The sequence below is a fragment of the Pseudomonas synxantha BG33R genome (assembly GCF_000263715.2).
GTDB lineage: Bacteria > Pseudomonadota > Gammaproteobacteria > Pseudomonadales > Pseudomonadaceae > Aquipseudomonas > Aquipseudomonas synxantha_A.
On sequence record NZ_CM001514.1, the window covers coordinates 3748403 to 3770738 of the forward strand.

19 protein-coding genes are annotated in these 22336 nt (G+C 59.6%); 10 read left to right on the forward strand and 9 right to left on the reverse strand.

The annotated features are described in order from the left end of the window. Positions 1–17: 17 nt before the first annotated feature. On the forward strand, positions 18–1013 hold the full coding sequence (locus PSEBG33_RS11170) for a glutathione S-transferase family protein (protein WP_005789078.1): 996 nt from the start codon (positions 18–20) through the stop codon (positions 1011–1013). 114 nt (positions 1014–1127) lie between these two features. Here PSEBG33_RS11170 and cysG read toward each other — a convergent pair whose 3' ends face one another. The 6 genes from cysG to PSEBG33_RS11140 are packed head-to-tail and all read right to left on the reverse strand — an operon-like array spanning position 1128 to position 8631. Then, the gene (cysG, locus tag PSEBG33_RS11165; protein WP_005789079.1) at positions 1128–2522 is read right to left on the reverse strand and encodes a siroheme synthase CysG; all 1395 of its coding nucleotides are present in this window, start codon (positions 2520–2522) and stop codon (positions 1128–1130) included. Next, positions 2523–3803, reverse strand: a complete 1281-nt coding sequence (serS, locus tag PSEBG33_RS11160) for a serine--tRNA ligase (RefSeq protein ID WP_005789081.1) — start codon at positions 3801–3803, stop codon at positions 2523–2525. It abuts the gene before it with no gap. Between the two features lie 15 nt (positions 3804–3818). Continuing rightward, positions 3819–4193: a fluoride efflux transporter CrcB gene (crcB, locus tag PSEBG33_RS11155; RefSeq protein ID WP_005789082.1), complete on the reverse strand. Its 375-nt coding sequence runs from the start codon at positions 4191–4193 to the stop codon at positions 3819–3821. Beyond that, positions 4193–5515: a replication-associated recombination protein A gene (locus PSEBG33_RS11150; RefSeq protein WP_005789083.1), complete on the reverse strand. Its 1323-nt coding sequence runs from the start codon at positions 5513–5515 to the stop codon at positions 4193–4195. Before PSEBG33_RS11150 ends, crcB begins: the two co-directional genes overlap by 1 nt. 27 nt (positions 5516–5542) lie before the next feature. Next, entirely contained in the window at positions 5543–6166 is a 624-nt protein-coding gene (gene lolA, locus PSEBG33_RS11145) for an outer membrane lipoprotein chaperone LolA (protein WP_005789084.1), read from the reverse strand. 56 nt (positions 6167–6222) lie between these two features. Further along, on the reverse strand, positions 6223–8631 hold the full coding sequence (locus PSEBG33_RS11140) for a DNA translocase FtsK (protein ID WP_005789085.1): 2409 nt from the start codon (positions 8629–8631) through the stop codon (positions 6223–6225). Positions 8632–9130: 499 nt separating this feature from the next. On the opposite strand from PSEBG33_RS11140, the gene aat reads away from it, so the two are divergent. From aat to infA, 3 genes are all read left to right on the forward strand, one after another. Then, positions 9131–9811, forward strand: coding sequence for a leucyl/phenylalanyl-tRNA--protein transferase (gene aat / locus PSEBG33_RS11135; RefSeq protein ID WP_005789086.1), 681 nt, complete (start codon positions 9131–9133; stop codon positions 9809–9811). Between the two features lie 56 nt (positions 9812–9867). After that, entirely contained in the window at positions 9868–10575 is a 708-nt protein-coding gene (locus PSEBG33_RS11130; protein ID WP_005789087.1) for an arginyltransferase, read from the forward strand. A gap of 100 nt (positions 10576–10675) precedes the next feature. After that, complete coding sequence (gene infA / locus PSEBG33_RS11125) at positions 10676–10894, forward strand: translation initiation factor IF-1 (protein ID WP_002553999.1); 219 nt, start codon at positions 10676–10678, stop codon at positions 10892–10894. Between the two features lie 234 nt (positions 10895–11128). Here infA and clpA read toward each other — a convergent pair whose 3' ends face one another. Together clpA and clpS are read right to left on the reverse strand one after the other, a co-directional pair. Next, on the reverse strand, positions 11129–13399 hold the full coding sequence (gene clpA, locus PSEBG33_RS11120; RefSeq protein ID WP_005789088.1) for an ATP-dependent Clp protease ATP-binding subunit ClpA: 2271 nt from the start codon (positions 13397–13399) through the stop codon (positions 11129–11131). 29 nt (positions 13400–13428) lie between these two features. Then, positions 13429–13797 (reverse strand): ATP-dependent Clp protease adapter ClpS, encoded by a 369-nt coding sequence (gene clpS / locus PSEBG33_RS11115; RefSeq protein WP_005789091.1) that lies wholly within the window; start codon positions 13795–13797, stop codon positions 13429–13431. 218 nt (positions 13798–14015) lie between these two features. Between clpS and cspD the strand changes: the two genes are divergently transcribed. Continuing rightward, positions 14016–14288 (forward strand): cold shock domain-containing protein CspD, encoded by a 273-nt coding sequence (cspD, locus tag PSEBG33_RS11110; protein ID WP_032803599.1) that lies wholly within the window; start codon positions 14016–14018, stop codon positions 14286–14288. 76 nt (positions 14289–14364) lie between these two features. On the opposite strand, the gene icd is transcribed toward cspD, so the two are convergent. After that, positions 14365–15621: an NADP-dependent isocitrate dehydrogenase gene (gene icd, locus PSEBG33_RS11105; protein WP_005789095.1), complete on the reverse strand. Its 1257-nt coding sequence runs from the start codon at positions 15619–15621 to the stop codon at positions 14365–14367. Positions 15622–16114: 493 nt separating this feature from the next. Between icd and PSEBG33_RS11100 the strand changes: the two genes are divergently transcribed. The 5 genes from PSEBG33_RS11100 (at position 16115) to purB (ending at position 22291) form a co-directional block, all read left to right on the forward strand. Next, complete coding sequence (locus tag PSEBG33_RS11100; protein ID WP_005789097.1) at positions 16115–18340, forward strand: NADP-dependent isocitrate dehydrogenase; 2226 nt, start codon at positions 16115–16117, stop codon at positions 18338–18340. Positions 18341–18544: 204 nt separating this feature from the next. Further along, positions 18545–18991 carry an NUDIX hydrolase gene (locus PSEBG33_RS11095; protein WP_005789099.1) on the forward strand — a complete coding sequence of 149 codons (447 nt, stop codon included), beginning with the start codon at positions 18545–18547 and terminating at the stop codon, positions 18989–18991. A 59-nt stretch (positions 18992–19050) separates the two neighbouring features. Then, positions 19051–20175, forward strand: a complete 1125-nt coding sequence (gene mnmA, locus PSEBG33_RS11090; RefSeq protein WP_005789102.1) for a tRNA 2-thiouridine(34) synthase MnmA — start codon at positions 19051–19053, stop codon at positions 20173–20175. Next, the gene (gene hflD / locus PSEBG33_RS11085) at positions 20172–20795 is read left to right on the forward strand and encodes a high frequency lysogenization protein HflD (protein ID WP_005789104.1); all 624 of its coding nucleotides are present in this window, start codon (positions 20172–20174) and stop codon (positions 20793–20795) included. Before mnmA ends, hflD begins: the two co-directional genes overlap by 4 nt. Before the next feature lie 125 nt (positions 20796–20920). Beyond that, on the forward strand, positions 20921–22291 hold the full coding sequence (gene purB / locus PSEBG33_RS11080; RefSeq protein WP_005789106.1) for an adenylosuccinate lyase: 1371 nt from the start codon (positions 20921–20923) through the stop codon (positions 22289–22291). Positions 22292–22336 lie beyond the last annotated feature (45 nt).

Genomic DNA, 22336 nt, shown 5'->3' on the forward strand with positions numbered 1-22336 from the left:
CAGCCAAGGAGCCAGTCATGGGTTTGCTGATTGAAGGACAGTGGAAAGACCAGTGGTATGAAAGCAGCGCAGATGGCGCTTTCCAACGGGAACAGGCACAACGTCGCAACTGGGTGACCGCCGATGGCGCGCCCGGCCCGAGTGGCGAAGGTGGCTTCAAGGCTGAGGCCGGCCGCTATCACCTCTACGTGTCCCTGGCCTGCCCCTGGGCGCACCGCACCCTGATCCTGCGCAAGCTCAAAGGTCTGGAAAGCCTGATCGACGTGTCAGTGGTCAGCTGGTTGATGCTGGAAAACGGCTGGACCTTCGACAAGGCCCACGGCTCCAGCGGTGACAAACTGGACGATCTGGCCTTCATGCACCAGCGCTACACCGCCGATACGGCCGACTACACCGGGCGCGTCACCGTGCCGGTGCTGTGGGACAAAAAACTCAAGCGCATCGTCAGCAATGAATCGGCGGAAATCATCCGCATGTTCAACAGCGCGTTCAACGGGCTGACCGGCAATACCCTGGATTTTTATCCCGACACGCTGCGGCCGACCATCGACGCCCTGAACGAACGTATCTACCCGGCCGTGAACAACGGCGTATACCGCGCAGGTTTTGCCACGTCACAACAGGCGTATGAACGTGCGTTTGATGATGTGTTTGCCGAGCTGGATCATTTGGAACAACACCTGGGCCAGCATCGTTATCTGGCCGGAGAGTACCTGACCGAGGCGGATGTGCGGCTGTTCACCACGTTGATTCGCTTTGACGCGGTGTATTACAGCCACTTCAAGTGCAACCTGCGGCGGATTGCCGATTATGCGAATTTGTCGAATTGGCTAAGGGAGATGTATCAGTGGCCGGGCGTGGCCGAGACGGTGGACTTTGCCCATATCAAGGGGCATTACTATGCCAGCCATCGCACGATCAACCCGACCGGTATTGTGCCGAAGGGGCCGTTGCAAGAGTTTGACAACAGCCATGATCAGGCGCGACTTTCAGGTAAAGGTGTCTTTAGCTGATCTGGATTATCGGTTGTATTTGATGGCCTCATCGGGAGCAAGCCCCCTCCCACATTTTGACTGTGTTCACAAACCAAAATGTGGGAGGGGGCTTGCTCCCGATGCTTTTAAGGCTCAGACCTGAGACTGAGCCCCTTCAAACCATTTGAGCTTCTCGCGCAACACCACCACCTCACCCACGATCACCAGCGTCGGTGCATGTACTTCATGCTCCGCCACCATGCGCGGCAAGTCCGCCAGGGTGCCGGTAAACACGCGCTGGTTGGAAGTGGTGCCCTGCTGGATCAAAGCCGCCGGTGTGTCCGCCGAGCGCCCGTGCTTGATCAACTGCTCACAAATGATCGGCAAGCCAATCAGGCCCATGTAGAACACCAGGGTCTGCGACGGCCCGACCAGGTCCTGCCAGGGCAGATCCGACGTATTGTTCTTCAGGTGCCCGGTGATGAAGCGCACCGATTGCGCATAGTCACGGTGCGTCAGCGGAATCCCGGCATACGCGGCACAACCACTGGCCGCCGTGATCCCTGGCACCACCTGGAACGGGATGCCATGGGCCGCCAATTCCTCGATTTCTTCGCCACCGCGCCCAAAAATGAACGGATCGCCGCCCTTGAGGCGCAGCACGCGCTTGCCTTGCTTGGCCAGGTCGACCAGTTGCTGGTTGATCTGATCCTGGGGCACAGCGTGGTCGGCACGCCGCTTGCCGACGTAAACCCGCTCGGCATCACGACGGCACAGTTCCAGGATCGCCGGCGCAACCAGACGGTCGTACAGCACCACGTCGGCCTGCTGCATCAGGCGCAAGGCACGAAAGGTGAGCAAGTCCGGGTCACCCGGGCCTGCACCCACCAGGTACACCTCGCCGGGTGCATAAGGTGGCGCGCCATTGACCTTTTCGATCAACAGGCGCTCAGCTTCATCGCCCTGCCCGGCCAGTTGACGGTCGGCAATCGGCCCCTGGAACACCTCTTCCCAGAACGCCCGGCGCTGCTGCACATCCGGGTACAAACCTTTGACCTGGGCGCGAAAACGCGCGGCCAAACCGGCTAATTGGCCGTAGGTGGACGGAATCCAGGTTTCCAGCTTGGCGCGGATCAAGCGCGCCAGCACTGGCGCGTCGCCGCCGCTGGACACCGCAATCACCAACGGCGAACGGTCGACAATCGCCGGGAAGATCACGCTGCACAAGGCCGGCGCATCCACAACATTGACCGGCACGCAACGGCGCTTGGCCTCACTGGACACTTGCGCGTTCAGCGGCTCGTCGTCCGTTGCCGCGATGATCAGGGTGCAACCCTCCAGGTCAGCCTCCTGATAACCGCGCAAAATCAGTTCCCCGCCACTGCCCAGTACCAGTTCACGCAACTGGTCTTCGATCTGGGGAGCAACCACCCGCAGCAACGCACCGGCGTCGGCCAGCAGCCGGGATTTGCGCAAGGCAATCTCCCCGCCACCGACGACCAACACTCGACTGCCGCGCAGGTTATGAAACAGCGGCAGAAATTCCATTTAGGCGATGACCTCAACGCCGCCCATGTACGGCTTGAGCACCTCAGGTACACGGATCGAACCGTCAGCCTGCTGGTAGTTTTCCAGCACGGCCACCAGGGTACGGCCTACGGCCAGGCCCGAGCCGTTAAGGGTGTGCACCAACTCCGGCTTGCCGGTTTCCGGGTTACGGAAACGCGCCTGCATACGACGGGCCTGGAAATCACCGCAGTTGGAGCACGACGATATTTCGCGGTATTTGTCCTGGCTCGGTACCCACACTTCCAAATCGTAGGTCTTCACGGCGCTGAAGCCCATGTCGCCAGTGCACAGCGCCAGTACGCGGTACGGCAGCTCCAGCAGTTGCAGCACGCGTTCGGCGTTGGCGGTCAGGCCTTCCAGGGCTTCCATGGAGGTCGACGGCTCGACCACCTGCACCATCTCGACCTTGTCGAACTGGTGTTGGCGGATCATGCCGCGCGTATCGCGACCCGATGCGCCGGCTTCACTGCGAAAGCACGGGCTGTGGGCAACCAGCTTCAACGGCAGTTGCTTGGCATCGAGGATTTCGCCGGCGACGATATTGGTCAGCGACACCTCGGCGGTCGGGATCAGGTACAGATCGGCTTCGCCGTCGCGAGTGATCTTGAACAGGTCTTCCTCGAATTTCGGCAACTGGCTGGTACCCATCAGCGCCGGCGCCTGGACCAGGTACGGGGTGTAGGCTTCTTCGTAGCCATGCTCACCGGTGTGCAGGTTGATCATGAACTGCGCCAGCGCACGGTGCATACGGGCGATCGGGCCGCGCAGCAAAGCGAAACGGGCACCGGACATTTTTGCCGCGGTCTCGAAATCCAGGCCACCGGTCAATTCGCCCAGGGCCACATGGTCCTTGATCTCGAAATCGAAGGCTTTGGGCGTACCCCAGCGGCGTACTTCAACGTTGCCGTCTTCGTCTTCGCCTACCGGCACGGATTCGTGGGGCAGGTTCGGAATGCCCAGCAGGATCGAGTCCAGCTCGGTCTGGATGCCTTCCAGCTCGGTTTTGCCGTTGGACAGCTCAGTGCCCATACGCTCGACATCCGCCATCAACGGTGCGATGTCTTCGCCGCGCTGTTTGGCCTGGCCAATGGATTTGGAACGCGCATTACGCTCAGCCTGCAGTGCTTCGGTGCGGGTCTGGACGGTCTTGCGCTGTTCTTCCAGCGCTTCGATGCGCGCAACATCCAAGGCAAAGCCACGGGATGCCAGGCGGTCCGCTACGTCCTGAAGGTTGCTACGTAACAGTTTGGAATCGAGCATGTCGGTCTCTCGTTATCAAAGTTTGGTCAAGGACAGGCCGGCCCAGGTGGCGAGCAGCCCGCCGAACACGCTGATGCCCAGGTACCCGAAGGCGACCAGGGCCTGCCCGCTTTCCAGCAGGCGCAGCGTATCCAGTGAAAAGGATGAAAAGGTCGTCAGACCGCCTACAAAACCGACAATCAAGCCGGCGCGAATTTCAATCGGCACTTCCGGGCGCAACAGGAACCAGCCGTACAACAGCCCGATAATCAAACAGCCCACCAGGTTGACTGCCAGGGTCGCCGCATAAAAATGCTTCGGCCACTGGGCGCTGACCCAGGTGCTGGTGGCGAAACGCAATAATGTACCAGCGATGCCAGCTGCGGACACGGCAAGAATCGTCTTGAGCACTACTTTCTCCGCTGACGGGGGCTGAGACGGTCGAGTTGGGCCAGATGGTTGAGCTTTTCGCCGATCTTCAGCTCCAGCCCACGGGGCACTGGCTGGTAGAGCGGCAACGGTTCCAGCGCATCGGGGAAGTAGTCTTCGCCGGCTGCATAGGCATCCGGTTCGTCATGAGCGTAGCGATATTCGTCACCGTAACCCAGCTGCTTCATCAGTTTGGTCGGCGCGTTGCGCAAGTGCATCGGCACTTCCAGCGATCCATGTTCAGCCGCCGCTCGCAGCGCCGACTTGAAGCCCATGTACACTGCGTTGCTTTTCGGTGCGCAGGCCAGATAGGTGATGGCCTGGGCCACCGCCAACTCGCCTTCCGGGCTGCCGAGGCGCTCCTGCACCTCCCAGGCCGCCAGGCACAGGCTCAGGGCGCGCGGGTCGGCATTGCCGATGTCTTCGCTGGCCATGCGCACCACGCGACGGGCCAGGTACAACGGATCGCAACCGCCGTCGATCATGCGTGCGAACCAGTACAGCGCACCGTCAGGGTTGGAGCCGCGCACTGACTTGTGCAGCGCGGAAATCTGGTCGTAGAAAGCTTCACCGCCCTTGTCGAAGCGCCGGCGCGTATCACCCAGCAGGCTTTGCAGCAGGTCGACGCCAATTTCGCCGCCGTCTTCAGCCAGGTCCGAGGCGTTTTCCAGCAGGTTGAGAAAACGCCTGCCATCGCCATCTGCGGCGGTGAGCAGGATCCTGAAGCCTTCTTCACTGACGCTCAGATGGCGCTTGCCCAGGCCCTTGTCTTCATTCAAGGCCCGCTGCAGCAGCTTTTGCATCGCCGCCTCGTCCAGGCTTTTAAGCACGTAGACACGCGCTCGCGACAACAAAGCGTTGTTGAGTTCAAACGAAGGGTTTTCAGTGGTGGCGCCGATGAAGATCAAGGTGCCGTCTTCAACATACGGCAGGAACGCATCCTGCTGCGACTTGTTGAAGCGATGCACTTCGTCGACAAACAGGATGGTGCGCTTGCCGTACTGCCCGGCCTGCTGCTTGGCGACTTCCACCGCCTGGCGGATTTCCTTGACCCCGGCGAGTACCGCCGAGACCGTTTCAAAGTGCGCATCCGAGACTTTCGCCAGCAGCCGCGCCAGGGTGGTCTTGCCCACGCCCGGCGGCCCCCAGAAAATCATCGAATGCAACGCACCCTGCTCCAGGGCTTCGCGCAAGGGCTTGCCGCGAGCGAGCAGGTGTTCCTGACCGACGTACTCATCCAGGTTGGTCGAACGCAAGCGTGCGGCCAGGGGCTGGGCAATCGGGTCACTTCGAAACAGATCCATGGGCAGCGCTTGAAACCTCTCGGCAGGTTATTCCTGGATCACGTCGGCACCCTTGGGGATGTCGAACTTGAACTTGGATGCATCCACAACGCCGTTGGCCTTGACGCCGGTGAACAGAATATTGGTGCGCTGACCCACGCTGTCGACCAGTTGCATGTCATTGATCAAACCGCCACGGAACGAAAGGCGAAGACTATCGAAAAGGGTGTCTTTGGCTTTCGGCTTGAGGGTGAAATCCATTACGTCACCGGTTTGCTTGGAAGTGATGTCAAAGCTATCGCTGATTTTCGACACATCGCCCGACAACAGCAACGCCGGCGTCTGATTCAAGCGCGGGTCGAGCTTCTTGATCGTGGCCTGCTCCAGATCCGGGTCCCATAAGGTGACCTTCTGGCCATCAGAAACGATGGTCTGCTCAGCGTTACCCTCGGTATGCCAGTAAAAAAGCCCTGGACGCTGCACGGCCATTTCACCGGCAGTTTCCTGTAATTGAGTACCACCGGCATCCAGGGTCAACTGGGAGAAGCGCGAGGTCAGGGTTTTGGAGTCATTCAACAGTCCGGTCAGGCGCTTTACGGCCTGTTCATCAGCGTGAGCCGAAACAGCGGTCAGGGCCAGTGCCGGCAACAACAGCATGCGGATAAAGCGCATGGGAGTCCTCATTGAGTAGTCAGGGCGGTGCCGCGTGTTACCACGCGGCGCCGGGGTCAGTCGCGCATCTGCCCGGGGGCGATGATTTCACGCGAGCCGTTGGTGTTCATTGCAGTGACGACGCCGGCGTGTTCCATGGCTTCGATCATGCGGGCAGCGCGGTTGTAGCCGATTTTCAATTTGCGTTGCACTGCGGAGATAGAGGCGCGACGGCTTTCCAGCACGAAGGCCACGGCCTCATCGTAAAGCGCGTCGGTTTCGGCATCATCGTCGCCACCGCCGCTGCCACCGTCAAAACCGCTGCCGGCCTCTTCGACGCCTGCGAGGATGTCGTCGTTGTATTCCGGGGCGCCGCGCAGTTTCCAGGCTTCGACCACGCGGTGTACTTCGTCATCGGACACAAAGGCACCGTGAACGCGAATCGGCAGGCTGGTGCCCGGCGGCATGTAGAGCATGTCACCGTGGCCCAGCAGTTGCTCGGCGCCACCCTGGTCGATGATGGTCCGTGAGTCGATCTTGCTCGATACCTGGAACGCCATGCGTGTGGGGATGTTGGCCTTGATCAGGCCGGTGATCACATCCACCGACGGGCGCTGAGTCGCGAGGATCAAGTGAATCCCGGCGGCACGTGCCTTCTGGGCAATACGCGCGATCAGTTCTTCGACCTTCTTGCCGACGATCATCATCATGTCAGCGAATTCGTCGACCACCACCACGATGGTCGGCAGCTTGGTCAGCAGCGGTGCCTCATCGTGAATGTTTTCGCGCTTGTACAGCGGGTCGGTCAGCGGTTCGCCGGCGTCCTGGGCTTCCTTGACCTTGGCGTTGAAGCCCGACAGGTTACGTACGCCCATCTTGGCCATCAGCTTGTAGCGGCGCTCCATCTCGGCAACGCTCCAACGCAGGGCGTTGGCGGCGTCCTTCATGTCGGTAACCACCGGGCAGAGCAGGTGCGGAATGCCCTCGTAGATCGACAGCTCCAACATCTTCGGGTCGATCATGATCAGCTTGGCGTCATCCGGCCCGGACTTGAACAGGATCGACAGGATCATTGCGTTCACACCCACCGACTTACCGGAACCGGTGGTACCGGCTACCAGCAGGTGAGGCATTTTCGCCAGGTCGGTGATCACCGGCTTGCCGCCAATGTCATGGCCGAGGGCCAGGGTGACCGGCGATTTGAAATTGTCGTATTCGGGGGTCGACAGCACTTCGGAGAAACGCACGATCTGGCGGTCTTCGTTGGGAATCTCGATACCCACGGTGGTCTTGCCCGGGATCACTTCCACCACGCGCACGCTGGTCACGGCCAGGGAACGGGCCAAGTCTTTGGCCAGGTTGGAAATGCGGCTGACTTTTACACCGGCGGCCGGCTGGATTTCGTAACGGGTAATCACAGGGCCGGGATGGATCGAATCCACCGACACTTCGACGCCGAACTCCTTGAGCTTGATTTCCAGCAGATGGCCGACGGCCGCCAGGGATTCGGGGGAATAATTGAGCTGTTTCTTTTCTGCCGGGTCAAGAATCGAGATCGGCGGCAAGGTGCCTTCGACGGCGCTGTCGATAAACAGCGGGGCCTGTTTCTCTTTCTGTACGCGATGGCTGGGTTCTGGCGCCTTGGGCGGTGCCGGAGCGATCACTGGCGGTACCTGCTTCTCGCGATCCGACATGTGCTTGCTCAGGGCCTGCTCGCGCTCGATCAAGCGTTCCTTGACCTTGGCCTGCTCGCGCCGATCCGGCGTGCTCGGGGCCACCACCTCATTGACGCGGGTGTCCACCTCACGCAGTTGGGCAACCATTTGCTTGCGCTCGACACGGGCGGCCCACCAGCGGTTGGCAGCGCCCTGGAACAATTCGAACAGGTCGAGGGTGATCTTGCCGGTCACGTCCATCACCTTGAACCATGACAGGTCGGTGAACACCGTGAGGCCGAACAGGAACAGCGCGATGAACATCAAGGTGCTGCCCTGGATATTCAGCGTGCGGCGCGCCAGGTCACCGAGGCTTTCGCCCAGCGCCCCGCCCGCACCCGCCGGCAGACCGGTGGGTGCATGGAAGTGAATATGCGCCAGCGCCGCGCCGGACAGCACCAGGAACACCAGGCCGATCAGGCGCCAGGAGAACAGCCAGCCGCTCCACTGCCACGGCTCGTGACGCTGGCGGAAGATCTGCCAGGTCTTGATCGCCAGCAGCAGCGGGAAAATGTACGCGAAATAACCCAGGATCATGAACAGGATATCGGCGCTGTAGGACCCGACCGGCCCACCGAAATTCTGCACATCGTCGATCTTGCTGTTATGGCTCCAGCCCGGATCGTCCTTGCCATAGGTGAGCAAGGCCATCATCAGGAACAGGCACAGCGCACCGATGGCAATCAGTGCGCCTTCCTTGAGTCGGTAATGCAGGTGCTGGCGCCAGGCCGGTACGACTGCTGCTTTAGGTGCTGCGGCGGATTTCTTCAAAACGGGTCTTTTCCTGCGCCTTTAGCGCGTCCATCTGTTGAATGACTACACATGACTGCCCTATCCCGAGCAGCTGAAAAATGAACGTATGTTGCTGAATCTACTTTTAACACCAGGTCACGGATAGGTGAAATGGCGATAACGCCACAATGGGCGCATTGTACGGGTTTGCGTGCGCGATGCCACACACTTGCCCTCCACCTGGCAGCCTTGGCAATCGAAGTGTCAAAGCCTGTTCAATTTGAGCATGCATTGCCTTTGCTGACAAAGGCTTATGAGCTGTATCTGGCAATCCAGGCAAACTTGGCAAATGGCTGGCATGTGCCAGCCCCGATTACGACCGCGCCTTATGCGCAGAGTTGCAGAAACACCCGCTCATGCTAATCCGGCCTCACGGCTTAATCGGGCTGGCCCCTTGGCGCCGGGTCGACAATAATCAACGCTTATGCGGCAGATGCCTTGTCTGCCACTCCCCTCCCCTTCCGTAAGCCTGGATGCCATGCTGACCTGGTTACAACGCGACAACCTGACTTTCCCGCCCCTGGCCAAGGCCATGCGCGAACCCAATGGCCTGCTCGCCGCTGGTGGCGACCTGTCGGCCGAACGCCTGATCCAGGCCTATCGCCATGGCTGCTTTCCGTGGTTTTCAGAAGGCCAACCCATCCTCTGGTGGTCACCCGACCCACGCACGGTGATCTTCCCCGACGAACTGCATGTGTCCCGCAGCCTCGGCAAACTGCTGCGCCAACAGCGTTATACCGTGACGTTCGACCAGGATTTCGCCGCCGTCATCCAGGCCTGCGCTGCACCGCGCGCCTACGCGGACGGCACCTGGATCACCGAGGGCATCCAGAACGCCTACCTGGCGCTGCACAAGCGCGGCTACGCCCACTCCGTGGAAGTGTGGGACCAGGGCGAACTGGTAGGTGGCCTGTATGGCCTGGCGATGGGCCAGCTGTTTTTTGGCGAATCCATGTTCAGCCGCGCCGACAACGCCTCGAAATTCGGTTTCGCCACATTGACCCGTCAATTGCAGGCGTGGGGCTTCGTGCTGATCGACTGCCAGATGCCCAATGACCACCTGCACAGCCTGGGCGCCCGCGCCATACCGCGCAGCGACTTCGCTGACTTGCTGCGCAAGCATTTGGACCAACCCAGCTCTGGACCGTGGGTTTCGTAGGCGACTTTCGCCTACCTGGCTTACACTTATTCCAAAGCTTATCCCGAGGGTTGATCATGACCGAGCTGGCGCGCTTGAAGTTCTATGCCACTCAAGCCCACTCTTGCAGCTATCTGCCCGACGAGCAGGCCACCACGCTGTTCCTCGATCCCAGCCAGCCGATGGACGTGCACGTGTACGCCGACCTCTCGGAGATGGGGTTTCGGCGCAGCGGCGATCATCTGTATCGACCTCACTGCCAGAATTGCAACGCGTGTGTGCCGGCGCGCATCCCTGCCGCGCAATTTTTGCCCGATCGCAATCAGAAACGCATCCTTAAACGCAATGCCGACCTGACGGTAAACGCGGTCAAGCCGCAGTACAGCGAAGAGTATTTCGATCTTTACCAGCGCTACATCGAGCAACGCCATGCCGATGGCGACATGTTCCCGCCCAGCCGTGATCAGTTTTCCACCTTCCTGGTACGTGACCTGCCGTTCTCGCGTTTCTACGAGTTCCGCCTCGATGGACGGCTGCTGGCCGTGGCGGTGACCGACCTGCTGCCCAACGGCCTGTCGGCGGTGTACACCTTCTATGAACCCGAAGAGGAACGCCGCAGCCTCGGGCGCTTTGCGATCCTCTGGCAAATAGGTGAAGCACTGCGCCTGGAACTGGAAGCGGTGTACCTCGGATACTGGATCAAGAACTGCAAAAAGATGAACTACAAGACCCAATATCGGCCCATTGAGCTGCTGATTAATCAAAGATGGGTCACACTTAACTAGAACCCCTTGGCTTGAACCCTCTTTTTCGGGCACAATGCACGCCGCTTTTGCCTGGCGCAGTTGCACCGGGCCATTCACTGGATACCGAGGGCTTTACTGCATGTCGAAAGAAGACAGCTTCGAAATGGAAGGCACTGTCGTCGACACCCTGCCCAACACCATGTTTCGTGTGGAGTTGGAAAATGGGCACGTCGTAACCGCGCATATCTCCGGCAAGATGCGCAAGAACTACATTCGTATTCTTACCGGTGACAAAGTGCGCGTCGAGCTGACGCCCTATGACTTGAGCAAAGGGCGCATCACTTACCGCGCTCGCTAAGCAAGTCAATACAAAACGCCCGGTTATGCCGGGCGTTTTTGTGTGGGTGGCATACACATAAATTGTGGGAGGGGGCTTGCCCCCGATAGCAGTGTGTCAGGCAACTAATTTGTTGCTGAACCACCGCTATCGGGGGCAAGCCCCCTCCCACATTGGATCTCCATTGTTCTGAGAATTGCATTTCAAGTCAGCAAAAAGGCGCCTTTCGGCGCCTTTTGTGTTGTTGCAGAACGATCAGGCCATTTCTGCCGTGGTCTCGAAATCGAAGGTCAGCTCGCCGTCCTTCAGGTCGATATGCACCACGCCACCATGATCGGAGAGTTCGCCGAACAGGATCTCTTCGGCCAGCGGCCGCTTGATCTTGTCCTGGATCAGACGCGCCATTGGGCGTGCGCCCATTGCCGCATCGTAGCCGCCCTCTGCGATCCAACTGCGAGCCGCTTCCGTCACATCCAGCTGCACGCGCTTGTCTTCCAACTGCGCCTGAAGCTCGGTGAGGAACTTGTCCACCACGCTCTTGATAACCTCATGGCTGAGGCGACCAAATTGGATAATGGTGTCCAGACGGTTGCGGAACTCCGGCGTGAAGCTCTTCTTGATCACTTCCATTGCATCGGAAGAGTGATCCTGATGCGTGAAGCCGATAGACGCTCGCGCAGCAGTTTCAGCACCGGCGTTGGTGGTCATGATCACGATCACATTACGGAAGTCCGCCTTGCGCCCGTTGTTATCGGTCAGCGTCCCGTGGTCCATGACCTGCAACAGCAGGTTGAAGACTTCCGGGTGAGCCTTCTCGATCTCATCGAGCAGCAGTACGCAATGCGGCTGCTTGGTGATCGCCTCGGTCAACAAGCCGCCCTGGTCGAAACCGACATAGCCGGGCGGCGCACCGATCAGGCGCGACACGGTGTGACGCTCCATGTACTCGGACATGTCGAAACGGACCAGCTCGATACCCATGGCCTTGGCCAACTGCCGCGCCGCCTCGGTCTTGCCGACACCGGTAGGCCCTGCGAACAGGAACGAACCGACCGGCTTGTCCGGCGACTTGAGGCCCGCACGGGACAACTTGATCGCAGTGGACAGCGAGTCGATCGCCGCATCCTGACCGAACACAGTGAGCTTGAGGTCGCGCTCCAGGTTACGCAGCAGCTCCTTGTCGGAACTGGTGACGTGTTTTGGCGGAATCCGCGCGATTTTCGCCACGATGTCCTCGACCTGAGGCACATCGATACGTTTCACACGCTTCTCGACCGGCTGTAGCCGCTGGTAAGCGCCCGCCTCGTCGATCACGTCGATGGCCTTGTCCGGCATGTGCCGGTCATTGATGTAGCGCGACGCCAGCTCGGCCGCCGCACGCAGGGCCTCATCGGTGTACTCGATGCCGTGGTGCGCTTCAAAACGCCCCTTGAGCCCACGCAGGATGCCAATGGTGTCTTCAACCGAAGGCTCGGACACGTCGACTTTCTGGAAGCGACGCGCCAGGGCACGGTCTTTTTCGAAAATGCCGCGAAACTCCTGGAAGGTGGTGGAGCCGATGCAGCGGATATCACCCGAAGACAGCAATGGCTTGAGCAGGTTGGAGGCGTCCATCACCCCACCGGAGGCCGCACCGGCACCAATGATGGTGTGGATCTCGTCGATGAACAGGATCGCCTGCGGGCGTTTTTTCAGCTCGCCGAGCAGCGCCTTGAAGCGCTTCTCGAAATCGCCACGGTACTTGGTCCCGGCGAGCAATGCGCCCAGGTCAAGGGAGTAGACGACGCTGTTGGCCAGCAGGTCCGGCACCTGGTTGTCGACAATGCGCTTGGCCAGGCCTTCGGCAATCGCGGTTTTACCCACGCCCGCCTCACCCACCAGCAACGGGTTGTTCTTGCGACGCCGCGCGAGGATCTGCGCTACACGCTCGACCTCGCTTTCACGCCCGACCAGCGGATCGATCCGCCCCTGTCGCGCCATCTCATTGAGATTGCTGGCATAGGCATCCAGCGGGTTGCTTGAAGAAGAAGACTCACCGCCCTCGTCGTCCTGCATATCCTGCTCACCCTCGGAATGATCGCCGTGCCCAGGCACCTTGGAGATACCATGGGCGATGTAATTGACGACATCAATACGGGCAACGCTCTGCTGCTTGAGCAGAAACACGGCCTGGCTTTCCTGTTCGCTGAAAATTGCCACCAGCACGTTTGCGCCTGTGACCTCACGCTTACCGGAGCTCTGTACGTGGAAGACAGCACGCTGCAATACCCGCTGGAAGCCCAGGGTTGGCTGGGTCTCGCGGTCCTCGTCATGCACGGGGATCAGTGGCGTGGTGGAGTCGATAAACTCCTGCAGATCATGCTTGAGTTTGTCGAGGTTGGCGCCGCACGCACGCAGAACGGTGGCGGCAGCTTCATTATCCAAAAGTGCCAGCAAAAGGTGCTCGACGGTCATGAACTCATGACGCTTCGAACGAGCCTCCTTGAAGGCAAGATTGAGGGTGACTTCGAGCTCGCGGTTTAACATAGCTTCACCTCATACCCAAGTGGTCGGCGTTAACCGTCCTTCTCGATTTCACAGAGTAGCGGATGCTGGCTTTCCCTGGCGTACTGGTTGACCTGCATGGCCTTTGTCTCGGCGATGTCGCGGGTAAACACTCCACATACTGCCCGTCCTTCTGTGTGAACGGCCAGCATTACCTTGGTCGCCAACTCGCGGTTCAGGTTAAAAAACACCTCGAGCACTTCGACGACGAAATCCATCGGTGTGTAGTCATCATTGAACAAAACCACCTTGTACATCGGCGGTGCCTGTAAAGCAGGCTTGGCCTCCTGAACAGCAATGCCTGCAGAACCGTCGTCGTCATGTTCCTGATCCGGGCGATCCTGATTGAATGTTAGTCGAATCTGGCTATTTGCATGCATGGAAAGAAAGGTTCGTCAGTGGTTCAATTACAGTGGTGGGGGCGAGCTGTCAGAATTTCAACTCTGACCGACTGGTCGCCTTGACTATCGGCAAATCGGTGTTACAACCAATAGAGCCCACAGTGGGTAAAAAAGGTCCGCGCAGTCAACCTTATTTATTCGGGTTAGGACGGATAAACTGGATGATACTCCAGTGATGGAGTCTGGTGCAGAGGGATATGGGAATGGCTAGTGGTAAGGTCAAGTGGTTCAACAATGCCAAGGGGTACGGCTTCATTAATGAAGACGGCAAGACTGAAGACCTTTTTGCGCATTATTCAGCAATAATGATGGAAGGCTACAAGACACTGAAAGCGGGTCAGCCTGTCTGTTTCGAGTTAATTCAGGGCCCCAAGGGCATGCATGCCGTGAATATCCATTCGCACGTCACCCCTACACCCCCCGCAAAAACGGAAGCGCCTGCCCGAAAACCAAAAAAGCAACTGGCCTGATCAGCCACTGAGCAAGGTCTTGAAAGCCAAACCGGCCATTCTGAGCCATCAGAATGGCCGGTTTTTTTCTGCCTGTTTACATATGTTTGATCAGCGCATCACCAAAGCCCGACGACGACACCAACGTAGCGCCATCCATCAGGCGCTCAAAGTCATAGGTCACGGTCTTGGCCGAAATCGCACCGTTGGTGCCCTTGATGATCAAGTCAGCCGCCTCGACCCAGCCCATATGACGCAGCATCATTTCCGCCGACAGAATCAATGAGCCCGGGTTGACCTGGTCCTTGCCCGCATACTTGGGCGCAGTACCGTGAGTGGCTTCGAACATCGCCACGGTGTCCGACAGGTTGGCTCCCGGCGCGATACCAATACCACCAACCTCCGCCGCCAAGGCATCGGACAAGTAGTCGCCATTGAGGTTGAGCGTGGCGATCACGTCATATTCAGCCGGACGCAGCAGGATCTGCTGGAGCATGGCATCGGCAATCGCATCCTTGACCACTACATTCTTGCCGGTCTTGGGGTTCTTGAACTGCATCCACGGGCCGCCGTCGAGCAGCGTCGCGCCGAATTCTTCAGCCGCCACTTCGTAGGCCCATTCCTTGAAGGCACCTTCGGTGAACTTCATGATGTTGCCTTTGTGCACAATGGTCAGCGAGTCGCGGTCGTTATCGACTACATACTGCAGGGCCTTGCGCGCCAGGCGCTTGGTACCCTCTTTCGACACCGGCTTGACGCCAATCCCGCAATCCTGGTCGAAACGGATCTTGGTAACGCCCATTTCCTCCTTGAGGAACTTGATCACCTTGATCGCCTCAGGCGAACCGGCTTTCCACTCGATACCCGCGTAAATATCCTCGGAGTTCTCACGGAAGATGGTCATGTCCACATCGCCTGGCTTCTTGACCGGGCTGGGCACGCCTTCAAACCAGCGCACCGGGCGCAGGCACACATACAGGTCGAGTTGCTGACGCAGGGCCACGTTCAGCGAGCGAATACCACCGCCGACCGGCGTGGTCAGCGGGCCCTTGATGGACACCACGTAATCCTTGACCGCGTCCAGGGTTTCCTGGGGCAACCAGGTGTCCTGGTCGTAGACCTGGGTCGCCTTTTCGCCGGCATACACCTCCATCCACGAGATTTTGCGCTTGCCGCCGTAAGCCTTTTCAACAGCTGCGTCGACTACCTTGATCATCACCGGGCTGATGTCGACGCCAATACCGTCACCTTCGATATAGGGGATGATCGGTTGGTCAGGAACATTGAGAGAATGGTCTGCATTGACGGTGATTTTGTCGCCGACTGCCGGAACCTGAATCTTCTTGTATCCCATGCTGAACTCCATCTATGGATTGAACATCTGGCTGCATTCGAGCCTACTCCAGATAAATGGCGACCGAAACCTCGCGCCATGCTCATTTGCATCGAAAACAGCATAAATTGTCGCCTACAAGCCTGAAAGCAAAGGGAAAAGTGCCAATCTTGAGCACAACGTGCGACTTTAGGCGTAACGCAGCACCTGCGACCTTTAGACCAATGGACGACACACCTTTTGTATGAAGGCTCTGCGTAAGCATAGCGACCTATGTATAATGCCGCCGCTGACCAAAGAGTCACGACGGTTGACCGCTCTAGACAGTAGCCTTCAGCCAGAAAGCAGGACTATTACAATAGTCCAAACGCTTGACGCTCGACTGATGCAACCCAACATCACCGCGAAGAAACCTCGACATTTCGCTCATGGATGACTTTGAACGAACGCGCTCCACCCGGCGCATCTCGAGTTTCTGCGCACGCTTTCAGCAAAGAAGAGAGTTAATCCGAATATGCCCACCCGCTCGAAGATCATCTACACCTTCACCGACGAAGCTCCAGCCCTCGCCACCTATTCACTGTTGCCTATCGTAGAGGCCTTCACCGCTTCCGCTGATATTGCCGTTGAAACCCGCGACATCTCCCTCGCAGGGCGCATCCTCGCAAGCTTCCCCGAGCAACTGGGCACCAAGGCTATCCCGGACCACCTCGCCGAACTGGGCGACCTGGCCGTAACCCCTGAAGCCAACATCATCAAGCTGCCTAACATCAGTGCCTCGACCCCGCAGCTGCAAGCCGCGATCAAGGAACTGCAGGCCCAGGGCTACGCCCTGCCGGACTACCCGGAAACCGTAACCACCGACGCGGAAAAAGAAACCCGTGCACGTTACGACAAGGTCAAGGGCAGCGCCGTGAACCCGGTACTGCGCGAAGGCAACTCCGACCGCCGCGCGCCGCTGTCGGTCAAGAACTACGCACGCAAGCACCCGCACAAGATGGGCGCCTGGGCTGCCGACTCCAAGTCGCACATTGCCCACATGAGCAATGGTGACTTCTACGGCAGCGAAAAAGCCGTACAGATCGAAGCCGCCGATGCTGTCAAAATTGCGCTGGTTGCTCAGGACGGCACCACCACCGTCCTGAAAGAAAAGACCAGCGTCCAGGCCGGCGAGATCATCGACACCGCCGTGTTGAGCAAGAAAGCGCTGCGCAGCTTCATCGCCGCTGAAATCGAAGACGCCAAGAAGCAAGGCGTGCTGCTGTCGGTCCACCTTAAAGCCACCATGATGAAGGTCTCCGACCCGATCATGTTCGGCCAGATCGTTGCCGAGTTCTATAAAGATGCCCTGGCCAAGCACGCTACCGTGCTTGAGCAGATCGGCTTCAACCTGAACAACGGCATCGGCGACCTGTATGCCCGCATCAAGGCCCTGCCGGCCGACCAGCAAGCGCAGATCGAAGCCGACATCCAGGCCGTCTACGCCGCTCGTCCTGCCCTGGCGATGGTCAACTCCGACAAAGGCATCACCAACCTGCACGTGCCGAGCGACGTGATCGTCGACGCCTCGATGCCAGCCATGATCCGTGACTCCGGCAAGATGTGGGGCACCGACGGCCAGCTGCACGACACCAAGGCTGTGATCCCGGATCGCTGCTACGCCACTATTTACCAGGCAGTCATCGAAGACTGCAAGGCCAATGGCGCCTTCGACCCGACCACCATGGGCAGCGTGCCAAACGTTGGCCTGATGGCCAAGAAAGCCGAAGAGTACGGTTCCCACGACAAGACCTTCCAGATCAAGGCTGACGGCGTTGTTCGCGTCACCGACAGCCAGGGCAACCTGCTGATGGAACAGAAAGTCGAGGCCGGCGATATCTTCCGCATGTGCCAGACCAAAGACGCGCCGATCCAGGACTGGGTCAAGCTCGCCGTCAACCGTGCCCGCGCCAGCAACACCCCGGCCATTTTCTGGCTGGACCCCAAGCGCGCTCACGATGGCGTAGTGGTCGAGAAAGTTCAGGCGTACCTGAAAGACCACAACACCGAAGGCCTGGACATCCGCATCATGGCCCCGGTCGATGCGATGAAGTTCACCCTGGAGCGCACCCGCAAAGGCCTGGACACCATTTCGGTGACCGGTAACGTGCTGCGCGACTACCTGACCGACCTGTTCCCGATCATGGAACTGGGCACCAGCGCCAAGATGCTGTCGATCGTGCCGCTGATGAACGGCGGCGGCCTGTTCGAAACCGGCGCTGGCGGTTCGGCGCCCAAGCACGTTCAGCAGCTGCTGGAAGAAAACTTCCTGCGTTGGGACTCCCTGGGCGAGTTCCTGGCCCTGGCCGCTTCCCTTGAGCACCTGGGTGTGACCTACAACAACCCCAAAGCCTTGGTACTGTCCAAGACCCTGGACCAGGCTACCGGCCAGTTCCTGGACAACAACAAGTCGCCATCGCGTAAAGTCGGCAACATCGACAACCGCGGCAGCCACTTCTACCTGGCGCTGTACTGGGCCCAGGCCCTGGCCGCCCAAACCGAAGACGCTGCACTGCAAGCGCAGTTCGGCGAACTGGCAAAAACCCTGGCCGAGAACGAAGCAACCATCGTTGCCGAGCTCAACGCGGTACAGGGCAAGCCCGTGGACATCGGCGGCTACTACGCACCGAACCCCGAGTTGACCAGCAAGGCCATGCGCCCAAGCAACACCCTCAATGCGGCGATTGCCAAGTTGAAGTAAGGTTGTAAGGATGCAAAGAAGCCCCGGCCCAGTGCCGGGGTTTCTGTTTGCAGGGACTTCATTGAAGAAACCCAATCAAGTGTGGGAGCTGGCTTGCCTGCGATTACAGCCTGTCAGTTCATACAGGTGCAGCTTACCCACCGCCATCGCAGGCAAGCCAGCTCCCACATTGACCGAGTCACCTTCCCGATACCGAGGCTTGCAATGACCTGGCTTCCCCATATCACCGTCGCCACCATCGTCGAAGACAACGGCCGCTTCCTGATGGTTGAAGAACTCAAGGGCGGCCGCGCCGTGCTCAACCAGCCCGCCGGCCATCTGGACCCGAACGAAACCCTGACCGAAGCGGCCGTGCGCGAAACCCTCGAAGAAACCGGCTGGGATGTCGAAGCCACCGGCATCGTCGGCATTTACCTGTACACCGCGCCGAGCAATGGCGTGACCTATCAGCGCGTATGCTTTATCGCCAAGGCGCTGAAACATCACCCGGACTATCAACTCGACGAAGGCATCCTGCGCGCCCGCTGGCTGACCCGTGACGAGCTGATGACCGTGCGCGACGACTGGCGCAGCGAGCTGATCATTCGCTGTATCGATGATTATCTGGCCGGCCACCGGCACAGTCTCGAATTGATCCGCCCTTCTCTTTAGCCTTAGCGGCTCGGGCCTGATAGAATCGCGTCCTTTTTCAAGACACCCGTTGAAACCCTATGCGTGATCCAGCCCCTTCTGACACACAAAAGAAGCGCGTCATCGTCGGCATGTCCGGCGGCGTGGATTCTTCCGTTTCCGCCGTTCTGCTCATGGAGCAGGGTTATGAGGTGGAAGGCCTGTTCATGAAGAACTGGGAAGAAGACGATGGAACCGAATACTGCACCGCCATGGACGACCTGGCGGACGCCCAGGCCGTGTGCGACAAGATCGGCATCAAGCTGCACACCGCCAACTTCGCCGCCGAGTACTGGGACAACGTGTTCGAGCACTTCCTGGCCGAATACAAGGCCGGCCGCACGCCGAACCCGGATATCCTGTGCAACCGCGAGATCAAGTTCAAGGCGTTCCTCGACTACGCCATGATGCTTGGCGCCGACCTGATTGCCACGGGCCACTACGTGCGCCGTCGCGATATCGATGGCCGCACCGAATTGCTCAAGGGCCTGGACCCGAACAAGGACCAGAGCTACTTCCTGCACGCCGTCGGCGGCGAACAGATCGCCAAGACCCTGTTCCCGGTCGGCGAGCTGGAAAAGCCCGAAGTGCGCAGGATCGCCGAGCAACACGGCCTGGCCACCGCCAAGAAGAAAGACTCCACCGGGATCTGCTTTATCGGCGAGCGCCGCTTCAGCGATTTCCTCAAGCAGTACCTGCCGGCACAGCCGGGCGAGATCAAGACCACTGACGGCGAAGTGATCGGCCGTCACCATGGCCTGATGTACCACACCATTGGCCAGCGCCAGGGCCTGGGCATCGGCGGCCTGAAAGACGCCGGTGAAGAGCCTTGGTACGTGCTGGTCAAGGATCTGGAAAACAACGTGCTGGTGGTCGGCCAGGGCAACGAACATCCATTGCTGTTCTCCGGCGCCCTGCTCGCTTCCGAGATCTACTGGGTCAACCCGATCGACCTGAGCACGCCACGCCGCCTGACCGCCAAGGTGCGCTATCGCCAGAGCGACCAGCCGTGCACCCTGGAAAAAACCGCCACAGGTTACCGCGCGACCTTCGATGACCCGCAACGCGCGGTCACCCCAGGCCAATCCGTGGTGTTCTACGACGGCGAAATCTGCCTGGGCGGCGGCGTGATTGAAGTTGCGCAAGCCTGGAGCCATCCGGCATGAGCCCGACCCAGGAGCAATTGACGGCGCTTGGCGGGGTATTCCTGGCCGCCGTACTGGTGGACAAGATCGCCAAGACCGGCCAGGTCACCGAGGCCGGCCTGACGTGCATGCTCGGCAGCCTGCTAGTGGTTGATCCGAAGGATACCCTGGACGTGTACGGCGGCGACGACCTGAGCCTGCGCGAAGGTTATCGCGCCCTGATCGGCGCCCTCGAACGCGACCCAAGCACCCTGCAGCGCGAGCCGTTGCGCTACGCCCTGTCGATGCTCGGCCTGGAACGGCAGCTAGCCAAGCGCGACGACCTGCTGGAAACCATCGGCAAGCGCCTGCCGCAAATCCAGTCTCAGGTTGAGCACTTCGGCCCGGCCCACGAAAACGTAATCGCGGCCTGTGGGGCGCTTTACCAGGACACCTTGAGCACCTTGCGCCAACGGATCCAGGTCCACGGCGACATGCGCAACCTGCAGCAACCCAATAACGCCTCGAAGATCCGCGCGCTGCTCCTGGCCGGCATTCGTTCGGCGCGGTTGTGGCGGCAGTTGGGCGGACATCGCTGGCAACTGGTGATCAGCCGACGCAAATTGCTCAAAGAGCTTTACCCGTTGATGCGCAACGAATAAGTCGCATCAGCAGGCCATTTTCAAGCCGTTACGCGTAATACGCCGGTCAGTTGGCAACGGACCGGCGGATTTTTTCATGTATGATACGCGCCCCATTTCGTTGCCCGACTGTCCGAGAACACCCCATGCAGCTCTCTTCGCTCACTGCGGTTTCCCCTGTTGACGGCCGCTACGCCGGCAAAACCCAGGCCCTGCGCCCTATTTTCAGCGAATACGGTTTGATCCGTGCGCGTGTACTGGTTGAAGTGCGCTGGCTCCAGCGCCTGGCCGCTCACCCTGCCATCGGCGAAGTGCCGGCGTTTTCCGCCGAGGCCAACGCTGTATTGAACACCCTGGCGGAAAACTTCTCCCTGGAGCACGCCGAGCGTGTGAAAGAGATCGAGCGCACCACCAACCACGACGTCAAAGCCATCGAGTACCTGCTCAAAGAGCAAGCGGCCAAGCTGCCGGAACTGGCCCAGGTCAGCGAATTCATCCACTTTGCCTGCACCAGCGAGGACATCAACAACCTGTCCCACGCCCTGATGCTGCGTGAAGGCCGTGATGACGTGATGCTGCCGCTGATGCGCCAGACCGCCAACGCGATCCGTGAACTGGCGATCCGTTTCGCTGATGTGCCGATGCTCTCGCGCACCCACGGCCAGCCGGCTTCGCCGACCACCCTGGGCAAAGAACTGGCCAACGTGGTGTACCGCCTGGAGCGCCAGATCGCTCAAGTGGCCGCCGTGCCATTGCTGGGCAAGATCAACGGCGCCGTGGGCAACTACAACGCCCACCTGTCGGCCTACCCCGAGATCGACTGGGAAGCCAACGCCCGCGCCTTCATCGAAGACGAGCTGGGTCTGGGCTTCAACCCTTACACCACGCAGATCGAACCCCACGACTACATTGCCGAGCTGTTCGACGCGATTGCGCGCTTCAACACCATCCTGATCGACTTCGATCGCGATATCTGGGGCTACATCTCCCTGGGCTACTTCAAGCAGCGCACCATTGCCGGTGAAATCGGCTCGTCGACCATGCCGCACAAGGTCAACCCGATCGACTTCGAGAACTCCGAAGGCAACCTCGGCATCGCCAACGCGCTGTTCCAGCACCTGGCCAGCAAGTTGCCGATCTCTCGCTGGCAGCGCGACCTGACCGACTCCACCGTACTGCGCAACCTCGGTGTCGGCTTTGCCCACAGCGTGATCGCGTACGAAGCCAGCCTCAAAGGTATCAGCAAGCTTGAGCTCAACGAGCAGAAAATCGCCGCTGACCTGGATGCCTGCTGGGAAGTCCTGGCCGAGCCGATCCAGACCGTGATGCGTCGCTACAACATCGAAAACCCGTACGAAAAACTCAAAGAACTGACACGCGGCAAGGGGATCACCTCTGAAGCGCTGCAGACTTTCATCGACGGCCTGGACATGCCAGCTGCCGCCAAGGCCGAGCTGAAACTGCTCACCCCGGCCAACTACATCGGCAACGCTGTAGAGCAAGCCAAGCGCATCTGATTACCGCAAGACCCTTGAGACGCCCGGCCGCGCCGGGCGTTTTTA

Excerpts from the sequence above, each read along its gene's own strand:
- cysG (WP_005789079.1), bottom strand. The coding sequence starts at position 2,522 with ATGGAATTTCTGCCGCTGTTTCATAACCTGCGCGGCAGTCGAGTGTTG.
- icd (WP_005789095.1), bottom strand. The coding sequence starts at position 15,621 with ATGGGATACAAGAAGATTCAGGTTCCGGCAGTCGGCGACAAAATCACC.
- infA (WP_002553999.1), top strand. The coding sequence starts at position 10,676 with ATGTCGAAAGAAGACAGCTTCGAAATGGAAGGCACTGTCGTCGACACC.
- clpA (WP_005789088.1), bottom strand. The coding sequence starts at position 13,399 with ATGTTAAACCGCGAGCTCGAAGTCACCCTCAATCTTGCCTTCAAGGAG.
- PSEBG33_RS11130 (WP_005789087.1), top strand. The coding sequence starts at position 9,868 with ATGACCGAGCTGGCGCGCTTGAAGTTCTATGCCACTCAAGCCCACTCT.
- PSEBG33_RS11170 (WP_005789078.1), top strand. The coding sequence starts at position 18 with ATGGGTTTGCTGATTGAAGGACAGTGGAAAGACCAGTGGTATGAAAGC.
- aat (WP_005789086.1), top strand. The coding sequence starts at position 9,131 with ATGCTGACCTGGTTACAACGCGACAACCTGACTTTCCCGCCCCTGGCC.
- serS (WP_005789081.1), bottom strand. The coding sequence starts at position 3,803 with ATGCTCGATTCCAAACTGTTACGTAGCAACCTTCAGGACGTAGCGGAC.
- clpS (WP_005789091.1), bottom strand. The coding sequence starts at position 13,797 with ATGCATGCAAATAGCCAGATTCGACTAACATTCAATCAGGATCGCCCG.
- purB (WP_005789106.1), top strand. The coding sequence starts at position 20,921 with ATGCAGCTCTCTTCGCTCACTGCGGTTTCCCCTGTTGACGGCCGCTAC.
- PSEBG33_RS11150 (WP_005789083.1), bottom strand. The coding sequence starts at position 5,515 with ATGGATCTGTTTCGAAGTGACCCGATTGCCCAGCCCCTGGCCGCACGC.
- PSEBG33_RS11100 (WP_005789097.1), top strand. The coding sequence starts at position 16,115 with ATGCCCACCCGCTCGAAGATCATCTACACCTTCACCGACGAAGCTCCA.
- mnmA (WP_005789102.1), top strand. The coding sequence starts at position 19,051 with ATGCGTGATCCAGCCCCTTCTGACACACAAAAGAAGCGCGTCATCGTC.
- hflD (WP_005789104.1), top strand. The coding sequence starts at position 20,172 with ATGAGCCCGACCCAGGAGCAATTGACGGCGCTTGGCGGGGTATTCCTG.
- cspD (WP_032803599.1), top strand. The coding sequence starts at position 14,016 with ATGGGAATGGCTAGTGGTAAGGTCAAGTGGTTCAACAATGCCAAGGGG.
- lolA (WP_005789084.1), bottom strand. The coding sequence starts at position 6,166 with ATGCGCTTTATCCGCATGCTGTTGTTGCCGGCACTGGCCCTGACCGCT.
- PSEBG33_RS11095 (WP_005789099.1), top strand. The coding sequence starts at position 18,545 with ATGACCTGGCTTCCCCATATCACCGTCGCCACCATCGTCGAAGACAAC.